Below are 24272 nucleotides of genomic sequence, written 5' to 3' on the forward strand. Positions count from 1 at the left end.
AATAGCGCTTGTTACTAATCGTTTTCTACATCCTCAATCCGGGCTTTAGATAAGGCAGAAGCGACAAGACCTGTCGGAATTGCAACCACCCCCAAACCAATCAAAAGCACAAAGAAAGTAAATATTCTCCCACCGAGAGTAACTGGATACATGTCACCATAACCCACAGTGGTTAAGGTTGTAACTGCCCACCACAAACTGTGAAAGATAGATTTAAATTGTTCCGGCTGAGCAGCGCTCTCAAAATAATAGATACCTACAGATGACAAATAAAGCAAGATCAGAGCTGTTACTCCAAACAATACCAGTTCCTCTTTAACCATACTAAATGCACGGCTAAATCGAGCAACTGCCTTACTGTAGCGCAATAGCTTTAAAACCCTAAACACTTGAAATAAGCGAACAATTCTAAGCGCCCTTAAATCCATTCCTGAGGCTATATAAAATGGCAAGAACGCCATAAGATCAATCAAACCATAAAAACTGAAGATAAAGCCTAATCTATTTTTCGCCGCGTACACGCGACATATATATTCCAAAGTAAACACAATCACTGAGAACAACTCGAAGTGATCCAATACAGCTCTCTGTTCTGGTGTTAAATCAGGGATAGTACCCACAGAAAAAGAAATTAGCGATACAACTATCAGACACTGAATAAATATGGAAAAAAATCGCCCCTCTTTGCTCTCATAATTATCAACCAGCTTTCTAATTCCCTGTTCCACACAATCACCCAGCTCGTATCATATTGAATATATACCGCATTTTAACACTACCTACTAATGCACATGCATATTTGGCTTTATCATTTTGTAAGTTGTAAGCGATACATCAAACAATAAAAATTATGATTAGAGAGGTAATTCGAGTAATGGAGTTGAAACATGCCAATACCAATAAGTCGGCCTAAACACTCTATTTCAGCTCCCAACAACGACCTCATATGCTCGCTTTTATACAGACATACTTACAAAAATATCCCCAAAAAAGCCATCCAATGTACAGTATTTAGAACATCAAATGGCTCTTCCTTTGTATCTTTGTCAATAAAACTTTTACGCACTACGCCAGTATTACGAATTACTGGTTTGCCCGACTCAAAGACCAATGCTTTTGGTACATACAAAGTGCTATCCACCAAGTACACTTTACCCTGGAACTTGGAAGCCAATTCTTCCTGATGGCTATGACCTACCACAATATAGCTTACGTCAAAGTGCTCCATAGTGGCATTAACTAACTGCTGATCGGCCTCCGGATATTGATCCATCGCATAGGCATAGCCACGATATTGCGTTGGAGAGTGAGGCCCAACTAACAGGCTATTATCTATCTTGGCCCCTGTTAAATAGGCTCTATGGGCACCATTAAATTCGCTGGTGCTCAGCCCCTGCTTGAGCAACTGAGGGCTTATACCTCCATGGGTAAAAAGTACTGATCCAAGCTTCAGCATTACATCTTTACTCCTTAGCCAAGCTCCTAAAACTGTATCTTCTGCCAAAGCTTGATCATATGGCCTCAACTGCTCTATAGCCCATAAGTGTTCAGCCTCTACAGATTTAATTCTATAAGTAAATGCATACTGTTCATGATTTCCTAGTAGAAAATGTACAGCTCCACCACTATTGGCCGCTTGCTCCTCAAGATGATAGATAAACCAGAGCAAATCATAAACATATCGCCCCCGGTCAAAGACATCACCTACAATCACTAATTGGCCTGAGCCATAAGTCCATTTTTCATCGGCATCAATAATACCCAGGTTTCTCGCCCAATTTTTAAAGAAGTCTAGATCTCCTTCCAAGTCACTGACCACAGCAATAGGGCTTACCTCATCATAGGGGACAAACTCAACTTCACCATCCCTCAAAGAATAAGTTCTTTGATCGCCCCCACACTCCAATACAATTTCCTTAGAAATGGACCTCTGCTCTTTAACTTTATCGTCACAGAACCACCGTGAAATATAACCATCTGTGCTTTGAATGATCACCGGCCCCTGCATCCTTTCTAGAAGTGGGTTTTCAGCAATTTTACTCAAGTCGGCGCGCCATCTAATAGCCGCATCACCAATAGGAATCTTAATTCCTTGAAAGACTTGTCCTGTAGTTTTAATAACCTTACTACCACTTAGCAGGTAGGTTATACCTGCTACCCCCAAAATAAATAGGACAAAAAATAAGGTGATAGCTCGCTTAACAACCGTTCCGACCACAAAAAATCCCTTTAACATAACCTGAATCAATTCGAACATTATCAAGACAAAGATTTCTTGAGTCAAAATCATTCAACTCATGGCAAAATTTAACCTGCACCTCAGTACAAATTAATTCGATAGAAACTCTCTACCAGCCAAATACAAGTCGAGTAAATTTGAAAAGAAAAATACTGTGAAAACAGCCAAAAATATGCGGTATTATGCCAAGCATAAATAAAATGGAGTTCAAAGCTATGCCGCTGCAAGATCAACTAAATTCTCGTAATGCATTGAGAGAACTGAAAGCTGACCCGCAAACTGCACTACAAAATTATCGGTTGCAAGTCGGCCTCCAACCTGGACATCAAACGCAGCTGGCTCGAGTCCCATTCTCACTCAACTTGGGAAGTATCAATATCGGCCCAGGTGCACCAAATAACGACAGTAGAATCTATATTCAGGCTCTCACAACCCCAACGCGAGGGCACAGTTCTGTGAATCGGTATACCGCACTATTACGGCCCAATACGGCAAATGCGGATTTTTGGGTAACCGAGCGTCAAACTGGCTGTAGCTTAATCATTCTTGACTGGGGTGGTGGTCAGCTCTCTATGGGACACTTGCAGCCCCATCCCTTTAATAGTTACAACCAGGTAAATCAAACTATTATCAATAATACGCCTCTCAGTGTATTTGCCAGCACGCAGAGAAGCTACTTACGAACAGACGTCACTCAGCTAATCGATGCCTCTAAAGTTGGTGGCCTGGACCCGAATCGTTACATTTTGATTCAATCAAACTTTGCGGCCATTAATCTGCAAAATAAAAATGTAATAGGTGTTAAGGAAACGGGCCAATGGAACTTTTACATGCAAACCAATGGTGTGAATAGAACTGTCCAGCAGCTCGTATGGACCGACTGGAGTTCCTACCTGCCCTATTTTGCCTACTAATAACCAGGTTTCTAAAAAGACCAGATTGGTTGAACAGAGTATCAATCTGGCCAGCAGCGGGTCGCACATAGTATGTACGGGAAAGGATACCTGATTGGCATTGTTGCTGCGCTTGTCTTATGGCTACTGCTTAGATATGTCGACAAGCGCTACTACCAAGAGAAAAGAGAATTAAAAAGAAAGAAGCTTCAGGAAATTCAAAAGAACAAAAGAGATGATACGTAAAACCCTGCCATATTTGCTTTTAAGGCTGAATTAAATCCCTCTGCAAGCCCTCAACCAATGCCTGCCAAACTACCTCTACCGCTTTACTTCTTATAGACCTTCCCAAGCACACTAGATGGATCGGTTGCAGCTCAGGGCTTCTCCATTGCTGAAAGATAGGCATCAACTTGCCCTCCGCTAATTCCCGGCGCACCAGAAGAGGATCAATCATAACTATACCTTGACCCATTGTAGCTAATTCAACCAATGTACGGCCATCATCGACTACCATCGCCGGATCAATGGGAATGGTCTTTATTTCACTACCATCGTTAGAAAAGTGCCAGTGATCAATGGTTGTTGTTTGGTTACTAAACACTAAGCATTGATGCTGGCTTAAATCATCTGGAGAATTAGGTTCCCCCCTACTCGCCAAATAATCCGGGCTGGCAAACCACCCCCAACGCTTTTCACCTATTCGGCGCGCTACCAATGAAGAGTCCGGCAAGTGCCCAGTGCGAATGGCAATATCAACGCCTTCATCCAGTAAGTTCACAACCCTATCGCTTAAGTTCACTTGAAAAGTAATTTTTGGGTAGCGTTGCTTTAGTAATGGTATGGATGGCAATAAGTACCGCTGCCCCATTAAGGTAGAGCAACTTAACTTAACTCTACCAACAGCTTCATCCTGGTGGGAGAGGATCAGGTGTTCGGTATTGCTCATTAGCTGAGCCATTGTCTCCGTTGCTTCCAACAAAGCAGCACCGGCATCCGTAAGGCGCAATTGCCGCGTACTTCTGTGCAATAGACGCTGATCAACAAACCCCTCCAGCTGTGCCAGCTTCTTGCTGACTGATGAGCGAGGTAAGCCCAGCTGATTAGCAGCCCCCTGAAAACTGCCTTGCTCAATGACCAACCGGAAGACGTACAAATGTCCCAAGTATTGATGTAGATGCTGCATTCTGCCTCACTGCTTCCAAATTAGAATCAAAGTGTTGCCCTAATGGTGCCTTATTGATACCAGTATAACAACATATCCTCCTAAGCCTAATCTTGGCAACTGCCATTCATTGCACCATTACAATCGCAAGAGAGGATCTATGGGACACCAGCAGAGAACAAAAACCATCGCAATCACTGGTGGCACTGCCGGTATTGGACTCGCAACAGCTAAGCACTTTTTAACCGAGGGCTGGCAAGTCATCATCACGGGCCGAAACGCTGAAAAACTGGAACAAACAGCCGAGGATATCGCGGGCCTCTTTGGGAGTAGCGGCCAGCTGACCTGCCACCTATGTGATAGCGGACAACTCGATCAAATTGAGCAACTGGGAAACAAATTACAAAACGATGAGGTTAAACTGGATGCCCTTATCTTGAATGCCGGTATTTTCAAGCCTGGGATATTTGAGGAAACCGATGAAGCCCTCTTCGATCACACTTTTGATATCAATGTGAAGGGACCTTTTTTCACACTGCAAAAATTACTACCGGTGATGAATAACCCCTCCAGCGTGGTTTTGCTTTCAAGTATTGCCGTAGAGAAAACCTTTTCGGGAACTTCCGCTTATAGCGCGAGTAAGTCTGCCATTGAAGGTTATGCCCAGGTCCTGAATGCGGAGTTAGCGGTGAGGGGAATTCGTATAAATAGCGTACGCCCCGGAATCACCCTGACCGAAATCCAGGAAAAAGCCGGCATGAGCCAATCAGACATTCAAAGTCTCGCAGAGAGTATGATGGTAACGCCACTGGGCCGGGCACTTGAGGTAGATGACATAGTGCCAGCAATCCACTATCTGGCCACAGATCACTCAGTCGGTATGCGAAATGCACACCTGAAGGTTGATGGGGGCTACTGCCTCTAACCGGCTTGAAAGTGCACAAGTGGGGGCCAAGCCCTCCACTTGTGCGAATGACCACCTTAGAAATCCTCTTCATTCAGTAGTTTGGCTACCGCACCTATGTGATCAGGGTCTAATAACAAGCCACCCAGCACAAAATTATCTGAATAAACCGAATGCAGTTGGGGAGCAGTGTTTTCATGGTGCCACCACAGAAATGACATTTAGCATTCCTTCCCAGAGTATCCATTTGCTTTCCAAAATCCAGTTTACCCACCTCTACTTTGCGGTTTAGCTTCAGATCCTCTTGGACCAACTTACTTAAAATGGCTCCTCTTACCCGGTGAAACATTTCGATTAACTGTTCCATATTTTCTACACGAAAATGACACTATTCCTCTATTAATTTTCGAGAACAATCACTTGTGCAAATTACCGTACTTAAAATCTGGCCTTTAAACAATATCTCATAACATATTAAACCCAGAACTAGGATAGACCTATTATCTTCTTCAACAACGTGAATCCGCTTATATACAGGCCTATTAAGCTCCAAGTAGTAGCGAGATGAAAAAACTGGGGGAGGTCTAGAAAATAAAAAAAACAAATGGCAATAAAAAAGTAGTATGACGCAATTTATCACCTACATACAAATTGCATTAGAAGCGCCCTCTACTATATAAATCCTGTTAAAACTTGAATCTTATTCACCGATGAACGCGCTCGAATTGGTTCTTGATGACTACCGGGCACCTGTTCCCTCACAAGTACTGGAGCCTTTAGTGGCAAATTAATGAACGTTTAGCTGTCCCCTAAACGTTCACTCGTGAGATCAACTTGGTGGCTTAAGTCATCAAAGCGAGACTTGCTTAGGGTAAGAAGTGCTATCACTTTTCGAAGCAATTTTGCATTGCACAAAAGAAAGTAAAAGAGGGATCAGGATTAGGGTAATCGGTGTAGCAAATAGTTCCCCAAATACCAAGGATATAGCCGCTGGCTTTAAATATTGGGCTTGCTCACTGGTTTCGGCTAATAATGGTAGCAACCCACAGATAGTAGTCACCGTGGTTAAGAAAATTGCCCTAACGCGACTTTTCCCAGCTTGAAGTAACGCTGTTTTTACTGGTACGCCCTGCGCGTAGAGCTGATTAAATCGGCTCATTAATACTAGGGAATCGTTAATCACTACCCCAGTCATTGCCATCATCCCAAACAAGGATAACAAGCTTACTGGGAAGCCCAATAGGCCGTGTCCAATAATTGCCCCTGCAAAGCCCATTGGAATCACCGACATAATAATCAAAGGTTGCCAATAGGATTTTAATGGTATCGCCAACAAAACGTAGATAAGTAAAAGGGTCAGCAACATGGACTTTTTAAATCCAGCCTGTACTTCTACTATTTCGGCAAATTCACCAACGGCCTTAATTTGGACACCCGGATATAGGCGCTCCAGTTCTGGTACCAACCCTTCCTTTAGCTTCTCCCAGTTTTTTTCCGGTGAGATAACAGAACGATTCTGACGCCAGTAGATACTGACCACTTCATCGCGATTACGACGATAAATAACCTCGGGCTCACGCTCATACTCAAGCTGGGCGATTTCACCTAAGCTTACGTAGCTGTTGCCATCCAGGTTAATAGGAGTCGCTTTTAACTGCTCAATTGTTTTAGTTTTTGCTTGAGGAAAGCGGGCCAAAACCAGAGTTTCTTCACCTTTATCCAACAGGCGATGTATTTCAATCTGGCCGTATGCTCCGCCTATCAGCACCGCCAGATGGCTTTGATCAATTCCCAGGCTGGCTCCTCGCTCATTAACCGAAATTTTCAGCTGTCTTTTAGCAAGTTGGCTATCATCGTATACATCGTTCACACCGGGCAACTCAGCGAGTGAAGCCTTGAGGCGGTCAGCCACTTGTTTTGCCTGATCTCGATTGCGAGCAGAAACCGCAATGGCAGTGTCGCCCGCCGGCTCCTCCGTAAGGCTAAACTTCACTGCATAGCTACCCTCCAGGATACCTGTATGCAGCCGCAACTCCTCTAAAAAGCGGTTGCTCGCTAATTTAGCCAAGGCGTCATGTGTTAATTCCGCTGTCAACTCTATAGTCTTGGTGCCTTCCTTTGACACTATATACTTGCTAACAGGTGAATCTGGAAGTTCAAACTCCTGTTGCAACCTATTTGCAGTGCGCTTGATGGCCTGTTCAAGCTGACCGGTATTGCGTTCCACTAAAGTATTTGCAACACCATGCTGCATAGTCACTTTAACCGTGGCATAGCGCCCTGGAATCTCAGGGAAAAATACTGAAGCAATATGCCCCTTGAACATAGCGCCATAGGCCAGTAGCAAAAAGGTGACGAACAGACTAATGCTCGTTTTCCGGTTTACCAAGCTCAAAGACAAAAGCGGAATATATATCTTATCCGAAAATTTATCTAATAAACGGTTACATTTCTCTCTGGCAATCTCAATCCATCGTTTTAGTGCGCCTTTAGTTTGAGTATGTGTATTTGGATAGCTCAAATGGGCGGGTAATATAAATTTGCTTTCAATTAGTGAAAATATCAGTGCAAATATCACTACAGCTGAGAATCCTGACAAGGCTTTTGCCAACTCATTTTCAATCCATAACATCGGTGAAAAGGCCGCGATTGTAGTCAATACGCCAAAAACTGTGGGCACGGCTACGGCTTCAACACCCTTCCAGGCAGCTTCTTTAGTGTCAGTTGTATTTTGTCTCGCCTGGTGAATACTTTCACCGACCACAACTGCATCATCTACCAATATCCCCAGCACCAAAATCATGCCGAATAAAGTGATATCGTTAATGCTGTAATCCAGGGAAGGAAAACCCATCAATGTAATCGCACCAGCAAGGGATATGGGAATCCCCAAGGCAACCCAAAAGGCCAGCCGCGTATCTAAAAAAAGCACCAATAGTAATAAGACGATGAATAATCCCTGTAAGGCGTTGCTACTTAGTAGGTCTAATTGCTCGGAAATATAAGGGGACATATCCGCCATTACATCCAATTGCATATTCTTGGGTAAGGTCGGTTCTAATGATTCTAATACTGATTTTGTGGCTTCATTGATATGAAACAGGTTGTCCTTTTGGCTGGTGGATATCATCAGTGCGACTGCAGGTTGCCCTTGGTATCGAACAATACTGTCGGTTTGCTCATAATCTCGCTTAACAGTAGCGATATCACTGAGTCCCACTCGTGCCGTCGATGTATTGATAATGGGGATATTCCTAAGTTCCGCCAAGTTGTCAGCCAGGAAACTGCCCTGCAGTACAATATTGCCATTGGCCGTTCTTAATTCGCCACTGCGATATTCTACTGACCATTGGCGAATACGTTCCGTTAGGTTTTCAATGGATAAACCGTAGCTTTGGAGTTTCCTGAGGTCCGGCTCTATAGCCAATAGCTTCTTTCTTTTACCCAGGTTTGTCACTTTAGAAATAGCAGGATGTTTCTTAAGTGCTCGCTCTACTCGTGAGGATACCTGCTGAAGAGAATCATTATTGTCACCACCGTAGACCATGACAAACGCCGCAAGATTCGTATATTCACTGCGATAAATACGCGGCCGCTCCGCCAATGCAGGAAAACCTTCGATACTTTCAACTTGATTGCGAATATCTTCTATCAAACGATCCAGCTTAACATTAGTATTTTTTCTCACTACTAATGAAGCGTAACCTTTGCTCGATTGACTGGTTATGCGCTTTATCCCTGCAACACCACTGATAGCTTCCTCAATACGCTGTGTAATACTCTCATCGACCTGGCGGGCAGTGCCGCCGGGGTAGACAACGGAGATTTCGACTTCCGTAGGTGGAATTTGTGGGAAGCTTTCCACCCGCAGATTTTGAAAGGTCAGCAAGCCTGCAACCAGAATGAACACCATAAGAAGGTTAGCGGCAACCGGGTTATCCAGGAACCAGCGTGAGAGTGTTTTCATGTGCAGGCCTTAGTTGATAGTCATTGCAACCGCTTGACCTTCAACAAAGTTGGTCAAAGGAAAGCGAACAAGCTGACGATTCTGGTGGGGCCGATTCTTGTAACGAAACAGGACTGATTCCGGCCGCATATCCAGTAGCTCTATCTCTTCCAAAAGTAGGGATTGTTCAGAAACGCTCCATACTTTCCCATCTTCTGTAAGAACCGATGCTGGTGCGCTGACAACATAGCTCTGTGTGTTGCCTCCAAACACTACACCGACCTGCTGATCGGCGAGCAAGGGAGTCTCGTGCTGAAAGGGGTTAGCCACTTGCAACATAAGGCTACGCTGACGGGTGACCGTATCCATGATTGGGCTAAGGTAGCGGACCGAGGCCTGCCATTGTTGTCCGTCAGGCGCCTCTATAGTGATTTTGTTGGGGTCTTGCTGAAGGCCGTCTAAGCGCTGCCAAGTCTGCTCGGATAGCTCAACTTTAATATCCAGGTAATCACTGGCTGCCACTCGAAAGAGTACATCCCCCTCATTTATCCATTGGCCAGGATGGATTAAATCTGCAATAACCACTGAGTCAAAAGGCGCTTTGATTTGCGTATCAGCCAGCCTCTGCCGGGAGGATGCGAGAGCTCCCCTCGCCGCTTCTCGATTTGCCTCTGCGGCTTTGACATGTGGCTCCAGCCGGCCAAATGATGACTTCGCTTTATCCCCTCGTTTTGCTACGTATTGACGCGTTAACACCTCGGCCAAGTTGAGTTCAGCTTCTGACACTCTGGCTTGAGCAGCACTTAGCTCAGACTGGTAAAAAGTATCCTGTAGCGATGCCAGTATTTCTCCTTTTCTAATGAGGCTGCCCGGCATTGCGTGTTTAGCAATATGGGTGACACGCCCGCTGACTGACGCGATAACTTCAGTCGCCCAGCGGGGTTGTGTTATGCCCGTTGTTTTGACTTCAAACTGTGCATCCGCCGGTACCGCCTCTACGACGGTGACAGTAAGACCAAGCTCTTTGGGCTTCTCGACCATGGCTACCGGCTGTTGCTCAGCCCCAAGCCACAGCCCTACCAAGACCAGTAAGCTGGTGGCAACGACACCTGCAGCCCGTCGCTTTAACCAGATTCCCGCAATTTTCATCATGCCTAGGCAACTTACAGTTTATGGAACACTCTTGCACCATAACTAATAGCAGATTATGATACAAGTATGTTCCATAAAGTTTGAGTGATAACTCCATGGCTGATCAACTAGATGCGCGTATTCAGAAGTCACAAACTGCGATCATGAAGGCAGGAATGGAACTCTTGAGCAAAAACAGGGAGGCGTCACTTAGTGACATTGCCAGGGCGGCTGGAGTTGGGCGCACTACCCTTTATCGCCTTTATGACACGAGAGAAAAGCTGATTAAGGCTGCTGCAATTCACTGCCTGCAGGCATTTGATAAAGCTACCGAACACTTGGAAAGCGAAGCTGAATCAGCTCTGCAAGCCTTCCACCTGATGTTCAAGGCGATCTTTCCGCTGTCCGCTGAAATGGAGTTTTTAATGAAGCTGGGAGACTTTGATGAAGATGACCCAGAACTCACCGCGATCTATGAGAAACAGGGAAATGAAATCGCGACATTAGTGGAATACGCAAAATCCGAAGGCAGCTTGTCCAAGAAACTTCCTACTTCCTGGGTAGTAAACCTGGTAGAAGGTCTGCTTTATACATCCTGGTTAACAAAAAATGCAGAATCCATAGACCACAATACGCTGGCCGATTTAGCGTTTCACACATTTTGTAATGGCGTTGCTAGTTAACCATTGAGAGTGTTGTTAAATGACTCAGCCAGTTACTGCTGATTTTACGAAAGATAAGCACAAACATTCTTTACTTTCGATTTTTACCCGATTTAAGTGGCGAGTATCCTTGACCCTAGCGCTGGTCATTATTGAAACACTCCTCGAACTACTCTTTCCACTTGTCATCGGCTGGGCTATCAATAGTCTGTTAGAACAGTCCTATGATGGCATTTATCTATTGGCAATCTTGGGTACTATCTCTGTCCTTTTAGGAAGTGCTCGAAGATTTTACGATACAAGAATCTACGCACATATTTACCAGGTAGTTACGTCGGAAATGGTAGCCCGTGAAAAAGCAAAGAGGCAGTCGGTATCGACTATTACTGCGCGCTCCAGTTTATTAACTGAAATTGTCGAATTCTTTGAAAATAGTCTACCAGAAGTCATTACCGTTTCTATTGGTACGGTGGGTTTGCTCATTATCATCAGCGCTATCAATCTTAATGTCTTTCTAGCTTGCCTGGCTCTTCTTGCTATGATTATCCTGATCTATTGCGTAATCGGAAATACCAATTATCAGCTGAATGAATCTTATAATAATGAGCTGGAATATCAGGTTGATGCGATTAAACAGCCAAATGTTGAGCATGCAAAAGCACACTTCCAGCGCCTTATGCGGTGGAATATTGAATTGAGTGACCTGGAAACAGGTACTTACTTTATATTGTGGGCAGGCATAGTCGCTTTGTTTGTTTACGCTCCCATAGCTGCAATCGATGGGGGCCTGGTTAACTACGGGTTAATAGTTGCCTTATTAATGTACGTTTTCGACTTTATTGGGAAGGTATCTGCGTTGCCACTCTATGTTCAGCAGGTTATTCGTTTGAAGGAGATTTCTAATCGGATTCGATCATAAGGAAAGAGGGGCTTTATTGCCAAAGGCACTCCCCCCGTTCCAAAACAGCTGGGCTTCTCACCAAATACTGGCTCAATCTCAAAAGAAACTTTGGAAGCCGCTTTCAAAGCTTGATACAGGCACAGATGACCGCCGGCGCTTTCTTTCTACTAATGATCCGCCCCATCAACAAGCGCTGACCACTTATCATCCAAAGTACCAGAAAAGGCTACGCAGTTCCCCCTCCCGTCAGCTGGGAACATTGACTATTGATACCAAAGGACCAATTCCCAATGCAGCGCGATTACAATATGTAGCCCGCACGATCTCGCGGACCTCTACAGAAACCATCTCCACATCGGGCACGGCTGCACATAGGGCCTTGGCTAGTAAATGAGCCAAGCTTTGTCGCTGCTCAATACTTCTACCTGAAAGCAGACTGCACTCCAGGTGTACAAACGGTGCTGGTTCAGGTCCAACCAAATAGTGCTCGACAGGTAACAAACGAACTTTAATATCCCCCGGCTCAAAGAGTGCAGACTGATCTGCAGCGGCATGGATAGAAGTCAGTAAGCTATCAACATCTACCGACTCAAGTAGGTTAGAAGGACACTGGATAACACAGTGAGGCATAAATACTCCCAGGTGAATTTTGAAAGAAAAGCTACATGACCGGAGCGGGTAGTGTATCCGCTGGCAGTAAGCGATTAATGCTCCAGTTCAAGATATGGGACACCCAAAGTCCGTCGTCATCCACATAGATCCCATGTACAAAGCCAAATTGCTTCTGTCCCCGCCCAGGCTGGCCTTGATAGCGCATCTTGAGATCACCAGACAGGTCGTACTGTCGCACTTCCTCGGCCCGTGCATCTGTCATCCACAAAGCATCACCTTTGAGAAAGAGGACATAGGGGTAACCTATTCCACGCCATTGAGTTAAATATTTACCCTGTGAATCAAAGATCTGTAGCCTGCGGTTTTCACGATCGGCAATATATAACTGCCCCTCAGAATCAATCACAATGGAGTGAGGGAAATTAAACTCTCCAGGGGCCTCCCCCTGACCACCCCAGGTGGTTACCAAAAGGCCATTCTTATCCAGCTTTACGATGCGGCTGTTGCCTTTATCCACCACATAAATAAATCCATTTCTATCCACTGCAACATCTTGGGGCTGATCGAACAGCACCAAGTTGTAGTCGCGATCAAACCAGCCTTCACTGGCTGCTCCTCGCTTCCCCAATACCATGGCTACTTCGCCATCAGGTGCAAATTTCAATACCAGGTGCGTGGCAGTATCGGTAGTCCAAATATTGCCCTTATGGTCTATACGAAGACCATGCGGATTTTCAAACAGTCCCGCGCCAATTTCGCGAACAAAACGCCGCTGCCCATCGAACTCCAACAGCGAATGAGACCCTCGGTGAAACACAACAAAGTGGCCATTCTCCCTGCGGACCACCCCCGCAACCTCCCCAAAGTGCCAACCCACTGGCAACTTAAAATCACCCCCCTTGACGTGAAATGGCTGGCTGTTTGGCGGTGCCTCGGCCAGCGTAAAGGCGCTGGGAACCAAAATCAGGCATAGCAATACAATCACTCTCATCAGAAACCCTTCTTAACTTGTCGATCTGCCAAGATATTGTGACTTTTTCCTATAAATGCGTTAATAGCATAATTTTGATATTCACTTTTTCCTGCCAGGAAATTATTGGAGGTTCCTTTGGACCGGTTCCACTTAATTCAGGTGTTCACTACGGTGGCGCGATTGGGGTCATTTACCCGTGCCGCCCGGGAATTGGGGTCCACGGTGTCCGCTGTGAGCAAGGCCATCCAACAGCTTGAGCAGCGACTGGGTACTCGGCTAATTCACCGTACTACCCGATCCCAAAGCCTTACGGATGCGGGGCGGGACTACCTGGAAACCACAGAGCGTGTCCTTAATGATCTTAGGGAAGTGGAAGAGCGCCTAACCAGCTCCAAAGGGCAGCCCTCTGGACTGTTGCGGATTACCGCCCCAACGGCTCTGGGGCAGTTCTGGCTGGCACCTAGGCTCCCGAAGTTTACAACTGAGCACCCAGATATCCGTTTGGATCTGATTTTGGATGATCAGCTTCGGGATCTTACCGGTGAAGGGTTTGACCTGGCATTGCGCTCCCAACCTGCGCAGCCCCAATCAACGCTCTACTCTCATCAAATCGGCCGGCACGATCGGCTCCTGGTAGCATCTCCTGAGTACCTGGCAAGGATTAAGTCTTTTTCCTCCCCGGACCAACTCAATAAATTCCAACTACTGTGTTACAAATACAGCCGCGATCCACTTTCCTGGACCTTTCAAAAGGGGCAGGAATCGATCACGATTGCCCCCAAGCCCTACTTTTCAAGTAATAACTACTATTCCCTCTACCAAGCAGCCCAGTCTGGCGCCGGTATAGCTTGCCTTTACGATTATTTGGTAGAGCGGGATATTACGGCGGGTAACTTGGTTCAGGTTCTGCCGGATTGGCAGCAATCAAGCAGACCACTTTTTGCGGTGTATCAGCAGAGAAGAGCCGCCTCCGCCAAGCTGGATGCCTTTTGGAGGTTTCTGGAGGAATGTTTTGAGAACAACGCCTGCTGACACTCCTGTAGCATAGGTGTTTGTGTATTTAGTTGGCGCTGGGGGGGCGAACCATCTCATTGGCAAGTACAGGGACCCCACTGTAGGTAGTTTGCAGCTCCCTGGTCACCACAAAACCATATTTGCGATACAGGTTTTTCACCGGGTCGTTGGTTTTGGCAACCTGCAGGTGTACAGCGCCACTGATTTCCCCTAACAGGTACTCCAGCAACTCCCGCCCTACCCCCTGACCTCTAAACGAAGGATGCACAAACAGTGCACGAATCTCATTCTTATATCGCGCACCATAGCCAAGAACATCACCTTTTTCGTACACATAAATATCCGACTCCATCAGCTGGGCCAAACGTTTTTGATCTTTATCCAGCGGCAGCAGATTGAAACTCCGGTTTTCAAACCGTAGCTCATCGAGTTTTGAACGGGCATATATATCCAGCACACTTGGATAGTCATTTTTATTGTATTTTCTAATCATTTTGAGAGTGAATCTGTACAAAAGAAGGCAAGTTCAAATTTATCTTCCTGATTATCAGTTGAAGTACGGGGGACAACAAGGACTATTCGCTACTTATTCCGTGACGTACATGAAACATTCGACTACTTATTAAAACAAATCCGAAACCCTATGTTGGATACTCGTACAAGTGCGCTAATTAAGAATTGATGAATAATTCTTCCTGGAGCTCAAAGTATTACCACTGCCTTCTCTTTTGTCTTCCTTCTTCTACCACTCATTTCGGCTACTTTTTCACTTCAACAACCAAGATTATCTGGGTGCTTTAGGTCGTAGAAGCGGCGATATCTTCAGGTAATCGATCTAGCGGCTCCTGAATTCGCTCAGTTAAGCCAAAGTCCTTGAGAATGCCATAAAGGGCTGGCAGGACTAACAGAATCAAAACGGTTGAACTACTTATCCCAAATACAATACTGGTTACCAGTGGAATCAGTATCTGGGCTTGAAGACTGGTTTCGAACATCAGTGGCAGCAAGCCGGCTACTGTTGTCAGTGAGGTAAGGAAAATAGCCCTGAACCGGTCGCGACTGGCTTGACTCGCCGCCGAGTGAACGTCCATTCCCTTTCGGACACGAAGCTTCACAAACTCTACTAACAGGATTGAATCATTCACCACAATTCCAGTGAGAGAGACAAGTCCCATCATGCTGGGCATCGTCATATTCTGCCCCATAATAATATGTCCCCAGACTACACCTATTAAAGCCAGGGGAATCGCCATCATCACAATTACAGGTTCGGTATAACTACGAAATTGAAGCGAGAGTAGTAAATAGATTCCTATTGCCCCGATCAACAAGGCCTTACCCATCGATAGACCTGTAATGAGACTATTCTCAATCTCTCCTTTCATGGTTACCCTTAGGCCCGGAAATTCCTGCTCCAATGGTGCAAAAAAGTTCTGCTGGGTATCCAGCAGAATTTCACTGGCATTGGCCCTCTCTGTAAAAACATCTGCAAAGACCGTAACAACACGCTCACCATTTATTCTCTGGATACGCGCATAGTCCCGGTGCATTTCAATATCGGCAATTGCCATCAAGGGTACACGCTGCCTTGTTTCAGGGTGGATAATGACAAGCTCGTCAAATCGTGACAGCGCACTGCGAGATGGCTCATCCATTCGAACACGAATTTCGTAAGTCTCTCCCTGATACTGCACTTCATCAATCTCTGTGCCCTGATAGGCAGCTCTCAGTTGAGTGGCCACAACACTGGCATCAATACCAGAAGCATAAACCCCCTCCCGCATTCGGACCGTCAGCTGTGGCTTACCAGGACGCAGGTCATCTAGTACATTCACCACTCCTTCGTAACTGCGCAGCCAGTTTTGTAGACGTATAGATATTCCTTTTAGCTGATCAATATCCAGCCCGGCCAAGCGAAGGTAAATAGCTCGTCCAGCTGGACCAGGCGATGGCTCCTTATACAAAATCGCGATCGCACCAGGGATATCACCAGCAGCCTTACTCCAGGCCTGACGTAACTCACTGATACTTGTATGGCGAACTTCTGCAGCTAGTAGGTCGACATTTATTGTGGCTACATGAGCTCCAGTCTCAAAAGCATCGCCATTCACCCCGTAAGTAACACTAATGTGCTCGATAAGAGGCGCTACCTCTTTCCCTGAGAGGTTTTCAGCAGCTAAATACAGGGCCTTCTTCTGATATGCCACCAGCTTTTCCATTTCTACGAGGGAGGTTCCTTGGGGCATTAGAATTCGGGCCTGTAGTAAATCTCCCTCCAATGTAGGAAACCCTTGGAATTTAACTAACCCCGCAGGAAGTAAACTCACCGTAACAAAAAATAGTCCCACTACGCCGCCGACAAAAGCATATCTATATTCAACCGCTTTATCAGCGACACGCCCGACATACTCTCTCCACAACTCAAACCGCTGAGCAAAAGCGATTTTCCAGGCTGGTGGGTTTTCCTTGTGCAAAAGGGCATGACGCAAATGGGCGGGGAGAATAAGAAAGGCTTCAATCAGGCTAACCACTAGTACAGAGATTAAAACAATTGGTAAAACTTTGAGGACCTGCCCCATGTCCCCTTTGATAAAAGCTAATCCAGAAAAAACGATCACGGTAGTAACAAATGAGGAGATAACCCCCCTTGCAACACGCTTGGTTCCGATAACCACCGCCTGAAGAGGTGTACGGCCATCCCGGTATTCGGTGGCGATACTTTCAGAAAGCACAATGGCATCATCCATCAAGATGCCAATTGCAATCAGCAGCCCCACCAAGCTGATCATATTGATGGATATACCCAAAGCAGTAATCACAGCAAAGGCGCCGAGAAATGAAACGGGCAAGCCCATCACCACCCAAAACACATATCGCCCACTAAAAAACAAATAGAGGGTCAGCGCAACAAGAATAAGCCCTTGCCAGGCGTTGATAATAATCATCCTTAAACGATCAGCAACAATTGAGGCGCTATCCTGAGTAAGAATCAACCGCATTTCTTCCGGCAAACGGGCATTTTCCGCTTGTACAAATTCGCGAACCGCTTCCAACACCCTCAAACTGTCATCCACGCTGTTTTTCTGAACAACAAGCAATGCGGCTCGCTGCCCATCAAAAGTGATTTTGTCCTCCTCCTTTTCAAAACTGTCGTGGATAGTGGCAATATCGCCCAATCGCACCTCTGCGCCATCCATTCCTTTCACAACAATAAGTTCTTCAAGCTCTGCTGCGGTGCGCCGCTTTTCGGTAAAACGAACCTGATACTCCCGATCAGGTGCAGTTACCTTACCGGCGGGCATATCAATTGCCTGCTTATCGATAATTGCGGCAAGATCGGCAACACTCAGCCCATACTTTCGCAAATTGTAATCTGAAATTTCCACTTGCAATTGATGGTCTGAAAAACCGGAAATTTTGACAATGGGCACCAATGGATGACGAAGTAACTCTCGGCGATAGTGCTCGGCCAATTGGTTGAGCTGGATCAAAGGCAAATCTGCGCTTAGGGCAACACTCACCACCGGCTGGGTACGTCCCAGCTCTTCTATGACTGGCCTTTCGCTCTCAGCAGGAAGGGAGCCTATCGCACCTACCGCAGATTCAATGTCGGCAAGAAACTGCCCCATATCACCTGCTTCCTGCATTTTCAGTTTCATCACGCCAAGATTGTCTGCAGCTTCACAACGGCGCTCATCAATAAATGGGATGCCATCCGTTGCCTCTTCGAGGGGGAGGCAGATACTGTCTTCGACCTCAGCGGTAGCTGCACCAGGATAAAATACTGAGACTTGTACTTCGAACTTGTCGATTTCCGGAATAGTCTCTCGCTTCATCGACGGCAATACGAACAAGCCAGCCAGCATCAAACCCACCATAAGCAAATTGGCAGCAGTTGGGTGGATCGCAAAAAAGCGAATCACTCGCCAACTTCCTCTGCTGCCACGGCCAGGTCTGAAACTCCCTTTTTGATATCGATGACAGATACTGCCGTCCCGCTGATTGCTGGGATAACATCAGTAGTTATCACCTGATCTCCAGGCACCAAGCCAGAGCGGATAACAGCTAGATCACCCAGGTAGTAGTCCACCGTTATGGTGCGAATCTTCAATTGATTATTTTCAGCCAAGTAGACCCGCCCTTCATGCATGGCTCTGCGAGGGATAACCAAAGCTGGCGAAGGAGGTGCAACAAGCTTAATCCGGGCATACATACCACGAAATAGGGGCGGCCGACCCTCGGCTACTATATTTCGATAAGGGTTATCCACTGCAACCACTACGGATAGAGTTCTGCTTGTGGTATCCATGGTACCTCCAACTCTCACTACCCTGCCCCGCCATTCCACCGGTTTAATACCACCTACCAGTCCAACCCTGGCCTCCAATCCCAATAAGGCATCTGAGAAGTCGTCAGGCGAGAGAGTTTGATCACTGGGAGATTCAATACTCCGAAAAAGAGGCACTATTTGAGCCATCGTCAGTTCGGCTGAAACCTCCACCTGATCCATACCATAAGCGACAAAAAGCCGAGTCCCATGGGCAACAGACTGGCCAGCCTCCACATAGACATCACCGATCCGCACGTTATAGGGCAGGCTTATCCGGGTTCGCGATAACTGGTAGCGACTTTCACCAAGCAGCGCTTCAGCACGACTTATCTGGGCCTTTATCACCTGCCTACGAGTGGGAAATAGGGAGAGATTACCCTTTTGAAGTTCAACTTCTTGTCGCAACTTCAATACCCGTTGCTCCTCCGCATCAGCCGCTGAGCGAGAAACAATCCCCTTAACCGCCAACTGCTCTTTTCGCTGTAATTCCTGTTCCCCTAATTCCAGTGTCCTCTGAGCTATTTCCAACGAAAGCTGTCTATTAGCCTTTTCAACCTCCAGTTCTTGCAATTTTGCGCGATAAACAGCCAGGTCACTCTCCGCTTGAGCAACGGCCAATTGATAGCTGGTTTCGTCAATATTTAGGATTGGTGCCCCGGCAGATATTATTGCGCCAGGTTCCAAATCAGCCGACACTGAAACCACACGACCACCAACTTCAGAGTTTGCCTCAAGGGTAAGGCTCGGCATCACCTCTCCAAAAGCAACAGTTTCAGCTCGAATAGGCATTCGCTTCACTTCGATGGCTTCCACCAGCAGCTCCGGAACTTGCCCTTCGTATCTTTGTGGTTTCTGTCGACTGGCCACCAGCGACACAGCCATTAAAATTCCACCAAGTATCAAAACGGGTAGCATTCGACGACGCTTTAGTAAGGCTTTGATTGCGCTACTTGTCATAGTTTTACCCATAAAGAACTGGCCGAACCAGACCTTAAAAAGCCTAGTGCCACTAAAACCCAGCAGTTGAATACTCTATTAAAGTTCGCAGAACGCACAACACCCTATAAAGCTTAAAGTAGTTACTCAATATATTTATTTATCATGTAATCTGCGCCAACTCATATCAATCGACTATCAATATTGAATTCAATCCCACTTCGATTCACTCCCCCCTTAAATTCACTGAACTATGCTTGGGCTACCAAATTCCGACCTAACTGACAGTGGGACAAAAATGACGAACAATCACAAAGAGACATCAAAAGCGATACTGGAATTGTGGGGGGACAACTTCCCCGACAAAGCGACAGATTATTTATCACCGGATTATAAAAACCACCAAATGCCTTATGCTGGAGGCGACACTTCAGCGCTAACAGTACAAGGATGGCAGCAACTTGTCGCAGATTTTCACCAGGGATTCTCCAATACAAAGTTAGAAATTCTGCTGCAAATTTCTGAGGGAGATTACGTCTGCACCCGCTGGAGGATAACCGCCACCCATACGGGAAAATTCCTACAGTATGACGCAACAGGAAAAACCAGCAGTTGGACTGGCGTGCATACCGATAGATATAAAGATGGAAAAATGGTGGAAAGCTGGGTGGACTGGGATAAATACACTTTCCTGGAGCAATTAGGTTTAGTTGAATAGCCGACCACGAACCAGTCAAAGGTAGCCTGCACAACGCTACCTTTGACAACTAACAATATATCAATCTTTCTGTATCTATTTACGATAATATCTCTATGGCAAAAGTTTTATTGACTGGCTTTGAGCCCTTTGGTAACACACCGATAAATCCAGCTGAGTCAGTTATGCGTATGCTGGACGGAACACGAATAGCCAATGGTGATATTCATGGTCTTTTGATACCCAACAATTTCTTTGAAAGCATTGAAGTTGTCACAGATGCTATTGAAGAAATAGAACCGCAATTAGTGGTGATGTTAGGAGAGTACAGTGGCCGTGCAATCATTACGGCTGAGAGAATTGCACAAAATTATAATGACTCCACCAGATATAACCTGAAAGATAACCGGGGAGTTGAAATGCAGGGTGAGCCGACTGTACAAAATGGTCCTGTCGCTTATCACAGCACACTCCCTATCCGCGCAATGGTTATGGCAATGCGCAATATTGGTATTCCTGCCGACATTTCTGATACTGCGGGTACTTTTTGTTGCAACCATATGATGTATGGCGCGCTTCACTATATCGCGACTAATCAACTAAATATCCCCGCCGGCTGGATACACCTTCCTCAGCTACCCCAGATTGCCGCACTACCCGAAAATATCGGCAATCCCAGCATGTCAAAAGAAACTGCCGCCCTTGGGATACAGGCTGCCATTGAAGCCGCACTAGCTAACCCGCGGGACACTGACGATCCGATCCCTTCTCACTTACAAATCTAATCAAATTGAACAGTTTAGTAAGGTCATATTTTTCCTACTAGTAATTTCAATGCAATCAACATACAAAGAAGGAAATATCAACGAGATAATTCAAAGCACCAAGCAGATCAATAAATGCTCTTACCGAATAAAAAAAGGCCATATTAACACTATAAAACAACCCCTTCTGGTACTACTAATTTATAGCAACATCATCACTATATTTATCTCCTCCGGATAGACCCGACATCACAACTACTGTGCCAGTCCAAAGAGTATTTCTACAGAAGAGACAATCAATGTCATTAAAGTGATGCCCCTTTTTCGCCAAGGTATCCAAAACCCACTTCAGGTTTACAGCTGCCATAAACTGTCTATTTCTTATGGTCAGAATACTGGGCGGCTGAAAGGACTGAATGCTATTTGCCTTGGCAACCATTCCGATATTATTAGCATTCTGAATTCTGCGTCTTCGACTATCGCTATCATTGTGAGACATAATCGCATTAATCGAAGTATAAGTTTCATTGTTAGTATTGTGTCTATTAGTAGCGCTACTGGTATACTTTGTCAGGATGTAGTTAAAACAAGTATCATTTAAACCTAAATCTTCAACAGAATTGGCCCCCCGATCATAAAACCTCCCAAGTCCAGGGTCATTCACACTGAATTTATCACGCGAGTAAAAATGCAGGTTAACATTGTGCTCTATTTTGAAACTGGATGTAGTTCTGCGATACCCGTGAGCAGTTACAATTAACCGGTTTGTTGTCATTCCACGAGGAGTCCACAACCAAGCACGACCATCAAGATCTATACACTGATAGTTCCCTGCCACCGCCACTTCAGAATCATCAAAGGTATGCCAAAGCGCTGTTGCCTTATTACCAAAATAATCCTTTAAAGCACTTTTGACATTACTGAAAAACTCCTTTGCAGGCATAAACCCTCCCCAGCTTTCAAAGCCTAAGTTAACAAATAGAATTATCTCGAGAAAAATCGTATTCCACCCAACAGCCAAAGTAAATGTTTAAAATATGCGATTTTTTTAATCAAAAATAGCTTTCAATAGCTACAGGAAATATGATCCGGAGTCTATTAGGCAAACTATCAGATACTCACTCTTCAGGAGCAGGAAGCAAAGAGTCGACAGTTAATATAAGTAATTTCGCGGGATCTGTTTTGGAGGGATTAATCGTACAATGCCCCTGCTGGTCAATAGCTATACCATTAACAGGCGTATCTCCCCCAAAATGAACATCTCCAGGCCTATATGTCACCTCAACACCGTCCCGAGTTGTCGTACGCCAACAGCCAGATAATGTAATAACCCATTGAGGGTTCGGAGTAGAGTGAAAATCGCTTTTCCACCAAGGAGGCAAAATTGCAAACTCACTTCGAATAACTTTAGGCAAATCACGATAGTGATATTCGGGCACAGGATTGGAGTATTGAATCAATTCAAAATCTGAAAAATGTCCTACAGTGGTTCTTGACCTTCCTCTTTTATCATACCAAAGATGATAAAAATCTTGGCGAACGATTTCTTCTTGCACTACGAGTATCTCACCTCATCAGCAAAAGCTAAAAATTGCCTCATCGATAAATCACTAATTATCCATAGGTTACCCTAGTTTCAGACAATCCAGATCACCTACTTAGAAACTGTAACACCGAAGAATTTGTCTTCCTCAAATATTGATCTACAGACCACTTTCTGCCACCAGTTAACACGAAAGATAAGCAAATAAAAGCCCAAAAAAGAGGGTATTCCCACCCACCATAAACGGTTTGTATATTTCCACTAATATCTATACCACTGACATGACTTGCCCATGAAAAACCTGCGAGATAATGCCGCCCTTCAAATAATGCAATCATCAAATAAAGAGCAGTCCCAACAGCGGCAAACCGCGTAAACAAACCGAAAGTAAATCCAACAAATGCAGAGAACGCACAAATACCAGAGATAATCACCATAGAGGATGAGTATCCAATCCCCTCAAAATAATGAACAACAAAATTGTAAGCGTCTGCGCCCAGCAGACCAAACTTCTCAGCAAAATGATGGGTAAAATTGAGCCCGATATAAATTCGAATCAAGGCCAACTGTAAATCAGCTGCAGTCTCATAGCTTTCGTGCGTGCTCTGCTTCATATAACACTTCCTTAACACACAACTCAACCACAGCCATACCTTCCTTTTTAAGAGATATCATAAAAGGGTTTACAGTCATCTATAATAATAGGCCAAGCCCACCCCGTTGAACCGCAAAAATTGCCTAATTCGCAACACCATATATATTATTGCGGTAAACCAGGTTTACCTAAATGACAAAAGAGGCACTTCAAAGAATGCCCCAAACCTATTCTTCGGAGGAGGCCAGCAATTCATTGATACATTTACACCGTAAATCCAATCTCACCGGCCTTTCTCTGAGTAAAGCCGCCCTATAAAAGCTGTAGGAAAAAGCTACTGCTCAAACACAGTGGATTTTATAGTAATTAGAGCCGTACCCATAAATATCAAAGCAACTCCACTCACAGCGTATACGTCAAACTTTTGCTGCCAAATAACCACAGAAGCTGCACAAACAAGAGCAATACCGACGCCTGACCAGATGGCATAAGTCATTCCCACATTCATATTTTTTAGTACAAACGCAAGAAATAGACTCGCCAGAGAATAAAAAAAGATAGAGGCCATTCCCAGCCACCACTTTTCCCAACCGTTGGAAGCCTTAAGTAGTAGGGTAGCTGTAACTTCGGTAATGATTGCAAAAAATAAAAACAAATAGGTCAAGTTCTACTCCATTAGAATTTATTGTAGTCAAATCACTTGATCAGCTAGATACTATCAAATTTATGACGAATAGCGCTATTGGAAAATAGCGGGGATTCTGCTATTTACTATGCGGCTGTACGAAATACAATGCTGGACTTTACAGTCAGCAGTCAGCCCTCTGGCTACCCAAGATAACTCATGTCTTCCCATTGACAAATCAGCAATAAAAGAAGAGCTAGATTTCAGCCCCGACAACTACCTAGCCTATCGATACCAATAGATCTAATTGTAGTATTACAGCTGTTTTTTATACTCCTCCAG

The 24272-nt window shown here is 45.2% G+C and carries 22 protein-coding genes; 7 read left to right on the forward strand and 15 right to left on the reverse strand.

Annotated features, from left to right (window positions below; translation table 11 throughout):
- Nucleotides 1-14: 14 nt before the first annotated feature.
- Nucleotides 15-728: an ion transporter gene (locus ACYX4J_RS11770; RefSeq protein ID WP_444897547.1), complete on the reverse strand. Its 714-nt coding sequence runs from the start codon at nt 726-728 to the stop codon at nt 15-17.
- A 242-nt stretch (nt 729-970) separates the two neighbouring features.
- The gene (locus ACYX4J_RS11775; protein WP_444941950.1) at nt 971-2290 is read right to left on the reverse strand and encodes a metallophosphoesterase; all 1320 of its coding nucleotides are present in this window, start codon (nt 2288-2290) and stop codon (nt 971-973) included.
- Between the two features lie 164 nt (nt 2291-2454).
- On the opposite strand from ACYX4J_RS11775, the gene ACYX4J_RS11780 reads away from it, so the two are divergent.
- Nucleotides 2455-3153 carry a hypothetical protein gene (locus ACYX4J_RS11780; protein WP_444905498.1) on the forward strand — a complete coding sequence of 233 codons (699 nt, stop codon included), beginning with the start codon at nt 2455-2457 and terminating at the stop codon, nt 3151-3153.
- Between the two features lie 244 nt (nt 3154-3397).
- Here ACYX4J_RS11780 and ACYX4J_RS11785 read toward each other — a convergent pair whose 3' ends face one another.
- Complete coding sequence (locus ACYX4J_RS11785; protein WP_476176666.1) at nt 3398-4318, reverse strand: LysR family transcriptional regulator; 921 nt, start codon at nt 4316-4318, stop codon at nt 3398-3400.
- Between the two features lie 139 nt (nt 4319-4457).
- Here ACYX4J_RS11785 and ACYX4J_RS11790 point away from each other — a divergent pair, with 139 nt between their 5' ends.
- Nucleotides 4458-5222, forward strand: coding sequence for an SDR family NAD(P)-dependent oxidoreductase (locus ACYX4J_RS11790; protein WP_444905500.1), 765 nt, complete (start codon nt 4458-4460; stop codon nt 5220-5222).
- Nucleotides 5223-5278: 56 nt separating this feature from the next.
- Here ACYX4J_RS11790 and ACYX4J_RS11795 read toward each other — a convergent pair whose 3' ends face one another.
- From ACYX4J_RS11795 to ACYX4J_RS11805, 3 genes are all read right to left on the reverse strand, one after another.
- Nucleotides 5279-5422, reverse strand: coding sequence for a DnaB-like helicase N-terminal domain-containing protein (locus ACYX4J_RS11795; protein ID WP_444905501.1), 144 nt, complete (start codon nt 5420-5422; stop codon nt 5279-5281).
- A 629-nt stretch (nt 5423-6051) separates the two neighbouring features.
- A complete protein-coding gene (locus ACYX4J_RS11800; protein ID WP_444941951.1) occupies nt 6052-9168 on the reverse strand; it encodes an efflux RND transporter permease subunit in 3117 nt (1038 codons plus the stop codon).
- 9 nt (nt 9169-9177) lie between these two features.
- Nucleotides 9178-10299, reverse strand: a complete 1122-nt coding sequence (locus ACYX4J_RS11805) for an efflux RND transporter periplasmic adaptor subunit (RefSeq protein ID WP_476176667.1) — start codon at nt 10297-10299, stop codon at nt 9178-9180.
- A gap of 95 nt (nt 10300-10394) precedes the next feature.
- On the opposite strand from ACYX4J_RS11805, the gene ACYX4J_RS11810 reads away from it, so the two are divergent.
- Together ACYX4J_RS11810 and ACYX4J_RS11815 are read left to right on the forward strand one after the other, a co-directional pair.
- Nucleotides 10395-10961, forward strand: coding sequence for a TetR/AcrR family transcriptional regulator (locus tag ACYX4J_RS11810; RefSeq protein WP_444905504.1), 567 nt, complete (start codon nt 10395-10397; stop codon nt 10959-10961).
- A 19-nt stretch (nt 10962-10980) separates the two neighbouring features.
- Entirely contained in the window at nt 10981-11859 is an 879-nt protein-coding gene (locus ACYX4J_RS11815) for an ABC transporter six-transmembrane domain-containing protein (RefSeq protein WP_476176668.1), read from the forward strand.
- A 228-nt stretch (nt 11860-12087) separates the two neighbouring features.
- On the opposite strand, the gene ACYX4J_RS11820 is transcribed toward ACYX4J_RS11815, so the two are convergent.
- A complete protein-coding gene (locus tag ACYX4J_RS11820; RefSeq protein WP_444905506.1) occupies nt 12088-12471 on the reverse strand; it encodes a 5-carboxymethyl-2-hydroxymuconate Delta-isomerase in 384 nt (127 codons plus the stop codon).
- Nucleotides 12472-12502: 31 nt separating this feature from the next.
- Nucleotides 12503-13444 (reverse strand): peptidyl-alpha-hydroxyglycine alpha-amidating lyase family protein, encoded by a 942-nt coding sequence (locus ACYX4J_RS11825; protein ID WP_444941954.1) that lies wholly within the window; start codon nt 13442-13444, stop codon nt 12503-12505.
- Nucleotides 13445-13561: 117 nt separating this feature from the next.
- Here ACYX4J_RS11825 and ACYX4J_RS11830 point away from each other — a divergent pair, with 117 nt between their 5' ends.
- Complete coding sequence (locus tag ACYX4J_RS11830) at nt 13562-14458, forward strand: LysR family transcriptional regulator (RefSeq protein WP_444897553.1); 897 nt, start codon at nt 13562-13564, stop codon at nt 14456-14458.
- Between the two features lie 28 nt (nt 14459-14486).
- Here the strand turns inward: ACYX4J_RS11830 and ACYX4J_RS11835 are convergent, their stop codons facing one another.
- The 3 genes from ACYX4J_RS11835 to ACYX4J_RS11845 all read right to left on the reverse strand — a co-directional run bounded on the left by ACYX4J_RS11835 (nt 14487) and on the right by ACYX4J_RS11845 (nt 19727).
- Nucleotides 14487-14933, reverse strand: coding sequence for a GNAT family N-acetyltransferase (locus tag ACYX4J_RS11835; RefSeq protein WP_444897554.1), 447 nt, complete (start codon nt 14931-14933; stop codon nt 14487-14489).
- A gap of 304 nt (nt 14934-15237) precedes the next feature.
- A complete protein-coding gene (locus tag ACYX4J_RS11840) occupies nt 15238-18363 on the reverse strand; it encodes an efflux RND transporter permease subunit (RefSeq protein WP_476176669.1) in 3126 nt (1041 codons plus the stop codon).
- Entirely contained in the window at nt 18360-19727 is a 1368-nt protein-coding gene (locus ACYX4J_RS11845) for an efflux RND transporter periplasmic adaptor subunit (protein ID WP_476176670.1), read from the reverse strand. Before ACYX4J_RS11845 ends, ACYX4J_RS11840 begins: the two co-directional genes overlap by 4 nt.
- A gap of 277 nt (nt 19728-20004) precedes the next feature.
- Here ACYX4J_RS11845 and ACYX4J_RS11850 point away from each other — a divergent pair, with 277 nt between their 5' ends.
- Nucleotides 20005-20424, forward strand: a complete 420-nt coding sequence (locus tag ACYX4J_RS11850; protein ID WP_444932989.1) for an ester cyclase — start codon at nt 20005-20007, stop codon at nt 20422-20424.
- A gap of 95 nt (nt 20425-20519) precedes the next feature.
- On the forward strand, nt 20520-21188 hold the full coding sequence (gene pcp, locus ACYX4J_RS11855) for a pyroglutamyl-peptidase I (protein ID WP_444913559.1): 669 nt from the start codon (nt 20520-20522) through the stop codon (nt 21186-21188).
- A 175-nt stretch (nt 21189-21363) separates the two neighbouring features.
- Here pcp and ACYX4J_RS11860 read toward each other — a convergent pair whose 3' ends face one another.
- From ACYX4J_RS11860 to ACYX4J_RS11875, 4 genes are all read right to left on the reverse strand, one after another.
- Complete coding sequence (locus tag ACYX4J_RS11860; RefSeq protein ID WP_476176671.1) at nt 21364-22110, reverse strand: putative adhesin; 747 nt, start codon at nt 22108-22110, stop codon at nt 21364-21366.
- A 175-nt stretch (nt 22111-22285) separates the two neighbouring features.
- Complete coding sequence (locus ACYX4J_RS11865; protein WP_444913556.1) at nt 22286-22723, reverse strand: cupin domain-containing protein; 438 nt, start codon at nt 22721-22723, stop codon at nt 22286-22288.
- A gap of 94 nt (nt 22724-22817) precedes the next feature.
- Entirely contained in the window at nt 22818-23324 is a 507-nt protein-coding gene (locus tag ACYX4J_RS11870; protein ID WP_444905513.1) for a DoxX family protein, read from the reverse strand.
- A 315-nt stretch (nt 23325-23639) separates the two neighbouring features.
- The gene (locus ACYX4J_RS11875; protein WP_413665519.1) at nt 23640-23969 is read right to left on the reverse strand and encodes a DMT family transporter; all 330 of its coding nucleotides are present in this window, start codon (nt 23967-23969) and stop codon (nt 23640-23642) included.
- Nucleotides 23970-24272: the final 303 nt, after the last annotated feature.

The sequence above is a fragment of the Microbulbifer sp. ABM4_008 genome, assembly GCF_056311705.1.

Excerpts from the sequence above, each read along its gene's own strand:
- ACYX4J_RS11775 (WP_444941950.1), bottom strand. The coding sequence starts at position 2,290 with ATGATTTTGACTCAAGAAATCTTTGTCTTGATAATGTTCGAATTGATT.
- ACYX4J_RS11845 (WP_476176670.1), bottom strand. The coding sequence starts at position 19,727 with ATGACAAGTAGCGCAATCAAAGCCTTACTAAAGCGTCGTCGAATGCTA.
- ACYX4J_RS11785 (WP_476176666.1), bottom strand. The coding sequence starts at position 4,318 with ATGCAGCATCTACATCAATACTTGGGACATTTGTACGTCTTCCGGTTG.
- ACYX4J_RS11870 (WP_444905513.1), bottom strand. The coding sequence starts at position 23,324 with ATGAAGCAGAGCACGCACGAAAGCTATGAGACTGCAGCTGATTTACAG.
- ACYX4J_RS11820 (WP_444905506.1), bottom strand. The coding sequence starts at position 12,471 with ATGCCTCACTGTGTTATCCAGTGTCCTTCTAACCTACTTGAGTCGGTA.
- ACYX4J_RS11780 (WP_444905498.1), top strand. The coding sequence starts at position 2,455 with ATGCCGCTGCAAGATCAACTAAATTCTCGTAATGCATTGAGAGAACTG.
- ACYX4J_RS11825 (WP_444941954.1), bottom strand. The coding sequence starts at position 13,444 with ATGAGAGTGATTGTATTGCTATGCCTGATTTTGGTTCCCAGCGCCTTT.
- ACYX4J_RS11805 (WP_476176667.1), bottom strand. The coding sequence starts at position 10,299 with ATGATGAAAATTGCGGGAATCTGGTTAAAGCGACGGGCTGCAGGTGTC.
- ACYX4J_RS11835 (WP_444897554.1), bottom strand. The coding sequence starts at position 14,933 with ATGATTAGAAAATACAATAAAAATGACTATCCAAGTGTGCTGGATATA.
- ACYX4J_RS11810 (WP_444905504.1), top strand. The coding sequence starts at position 10,395 with ATGGCTGATCAACTAGATGCGCGTATTCAGAAGTCACAAACTGCGATC.
- ACYX4J_RS11800 (WP_444941951.1), bottom strand. The coding sequence starts at position 9,168 with ATGAAAACACTCTCACGCTGGTTCCTGGATAACCCGGTTGCCGCTAAC.
- ACYX4J_RS11860 (WP_476176671.1), bottom strand. The coding sequence starts at position 22,110 with ATGCCTGCAAAGGAGTTTTTCAGTAATGTCAAAAGTGCTTTAAAGGAT.
- ACYX4J_RS11790 (WP_444905500.1), top strand. The coding sequence starts at position 4,458 with ATGGGACACCAGCAGAGAACAAAAACCATCGCAATCACTGGTGGCACT.
- pcp (WP_444913559.1), top strand. The coding sequence starts at position 20,520 with ATGGCAAAAGTTTTATTGACTGGCTTTGAGCCCTTTGGTAACACACCG.
- ACYX4J_RS11850 (WP_444932989.1), top strand. The coding sequence starts at position 20,005 with ATGACGAACAATCACAAAGAGACATCAAAAGCGATACTGGAATTGTGG.
- ACYX4J_RS11815 (WP_476176668.1), top strand. The coding sequence starts at position 10,981 with ATGACTCAGCCAGTTACTGCTGATTTTACGAAAGATAAGCACAAACAT.
- ACYX4J_RS11795 (WP_444905501.1), bottom strand. The coding sequence starts at position 5,422 with ATGTCATTTCTGTGGTGGCACCATGAAAACACTGCTCCCCAACTGCAT.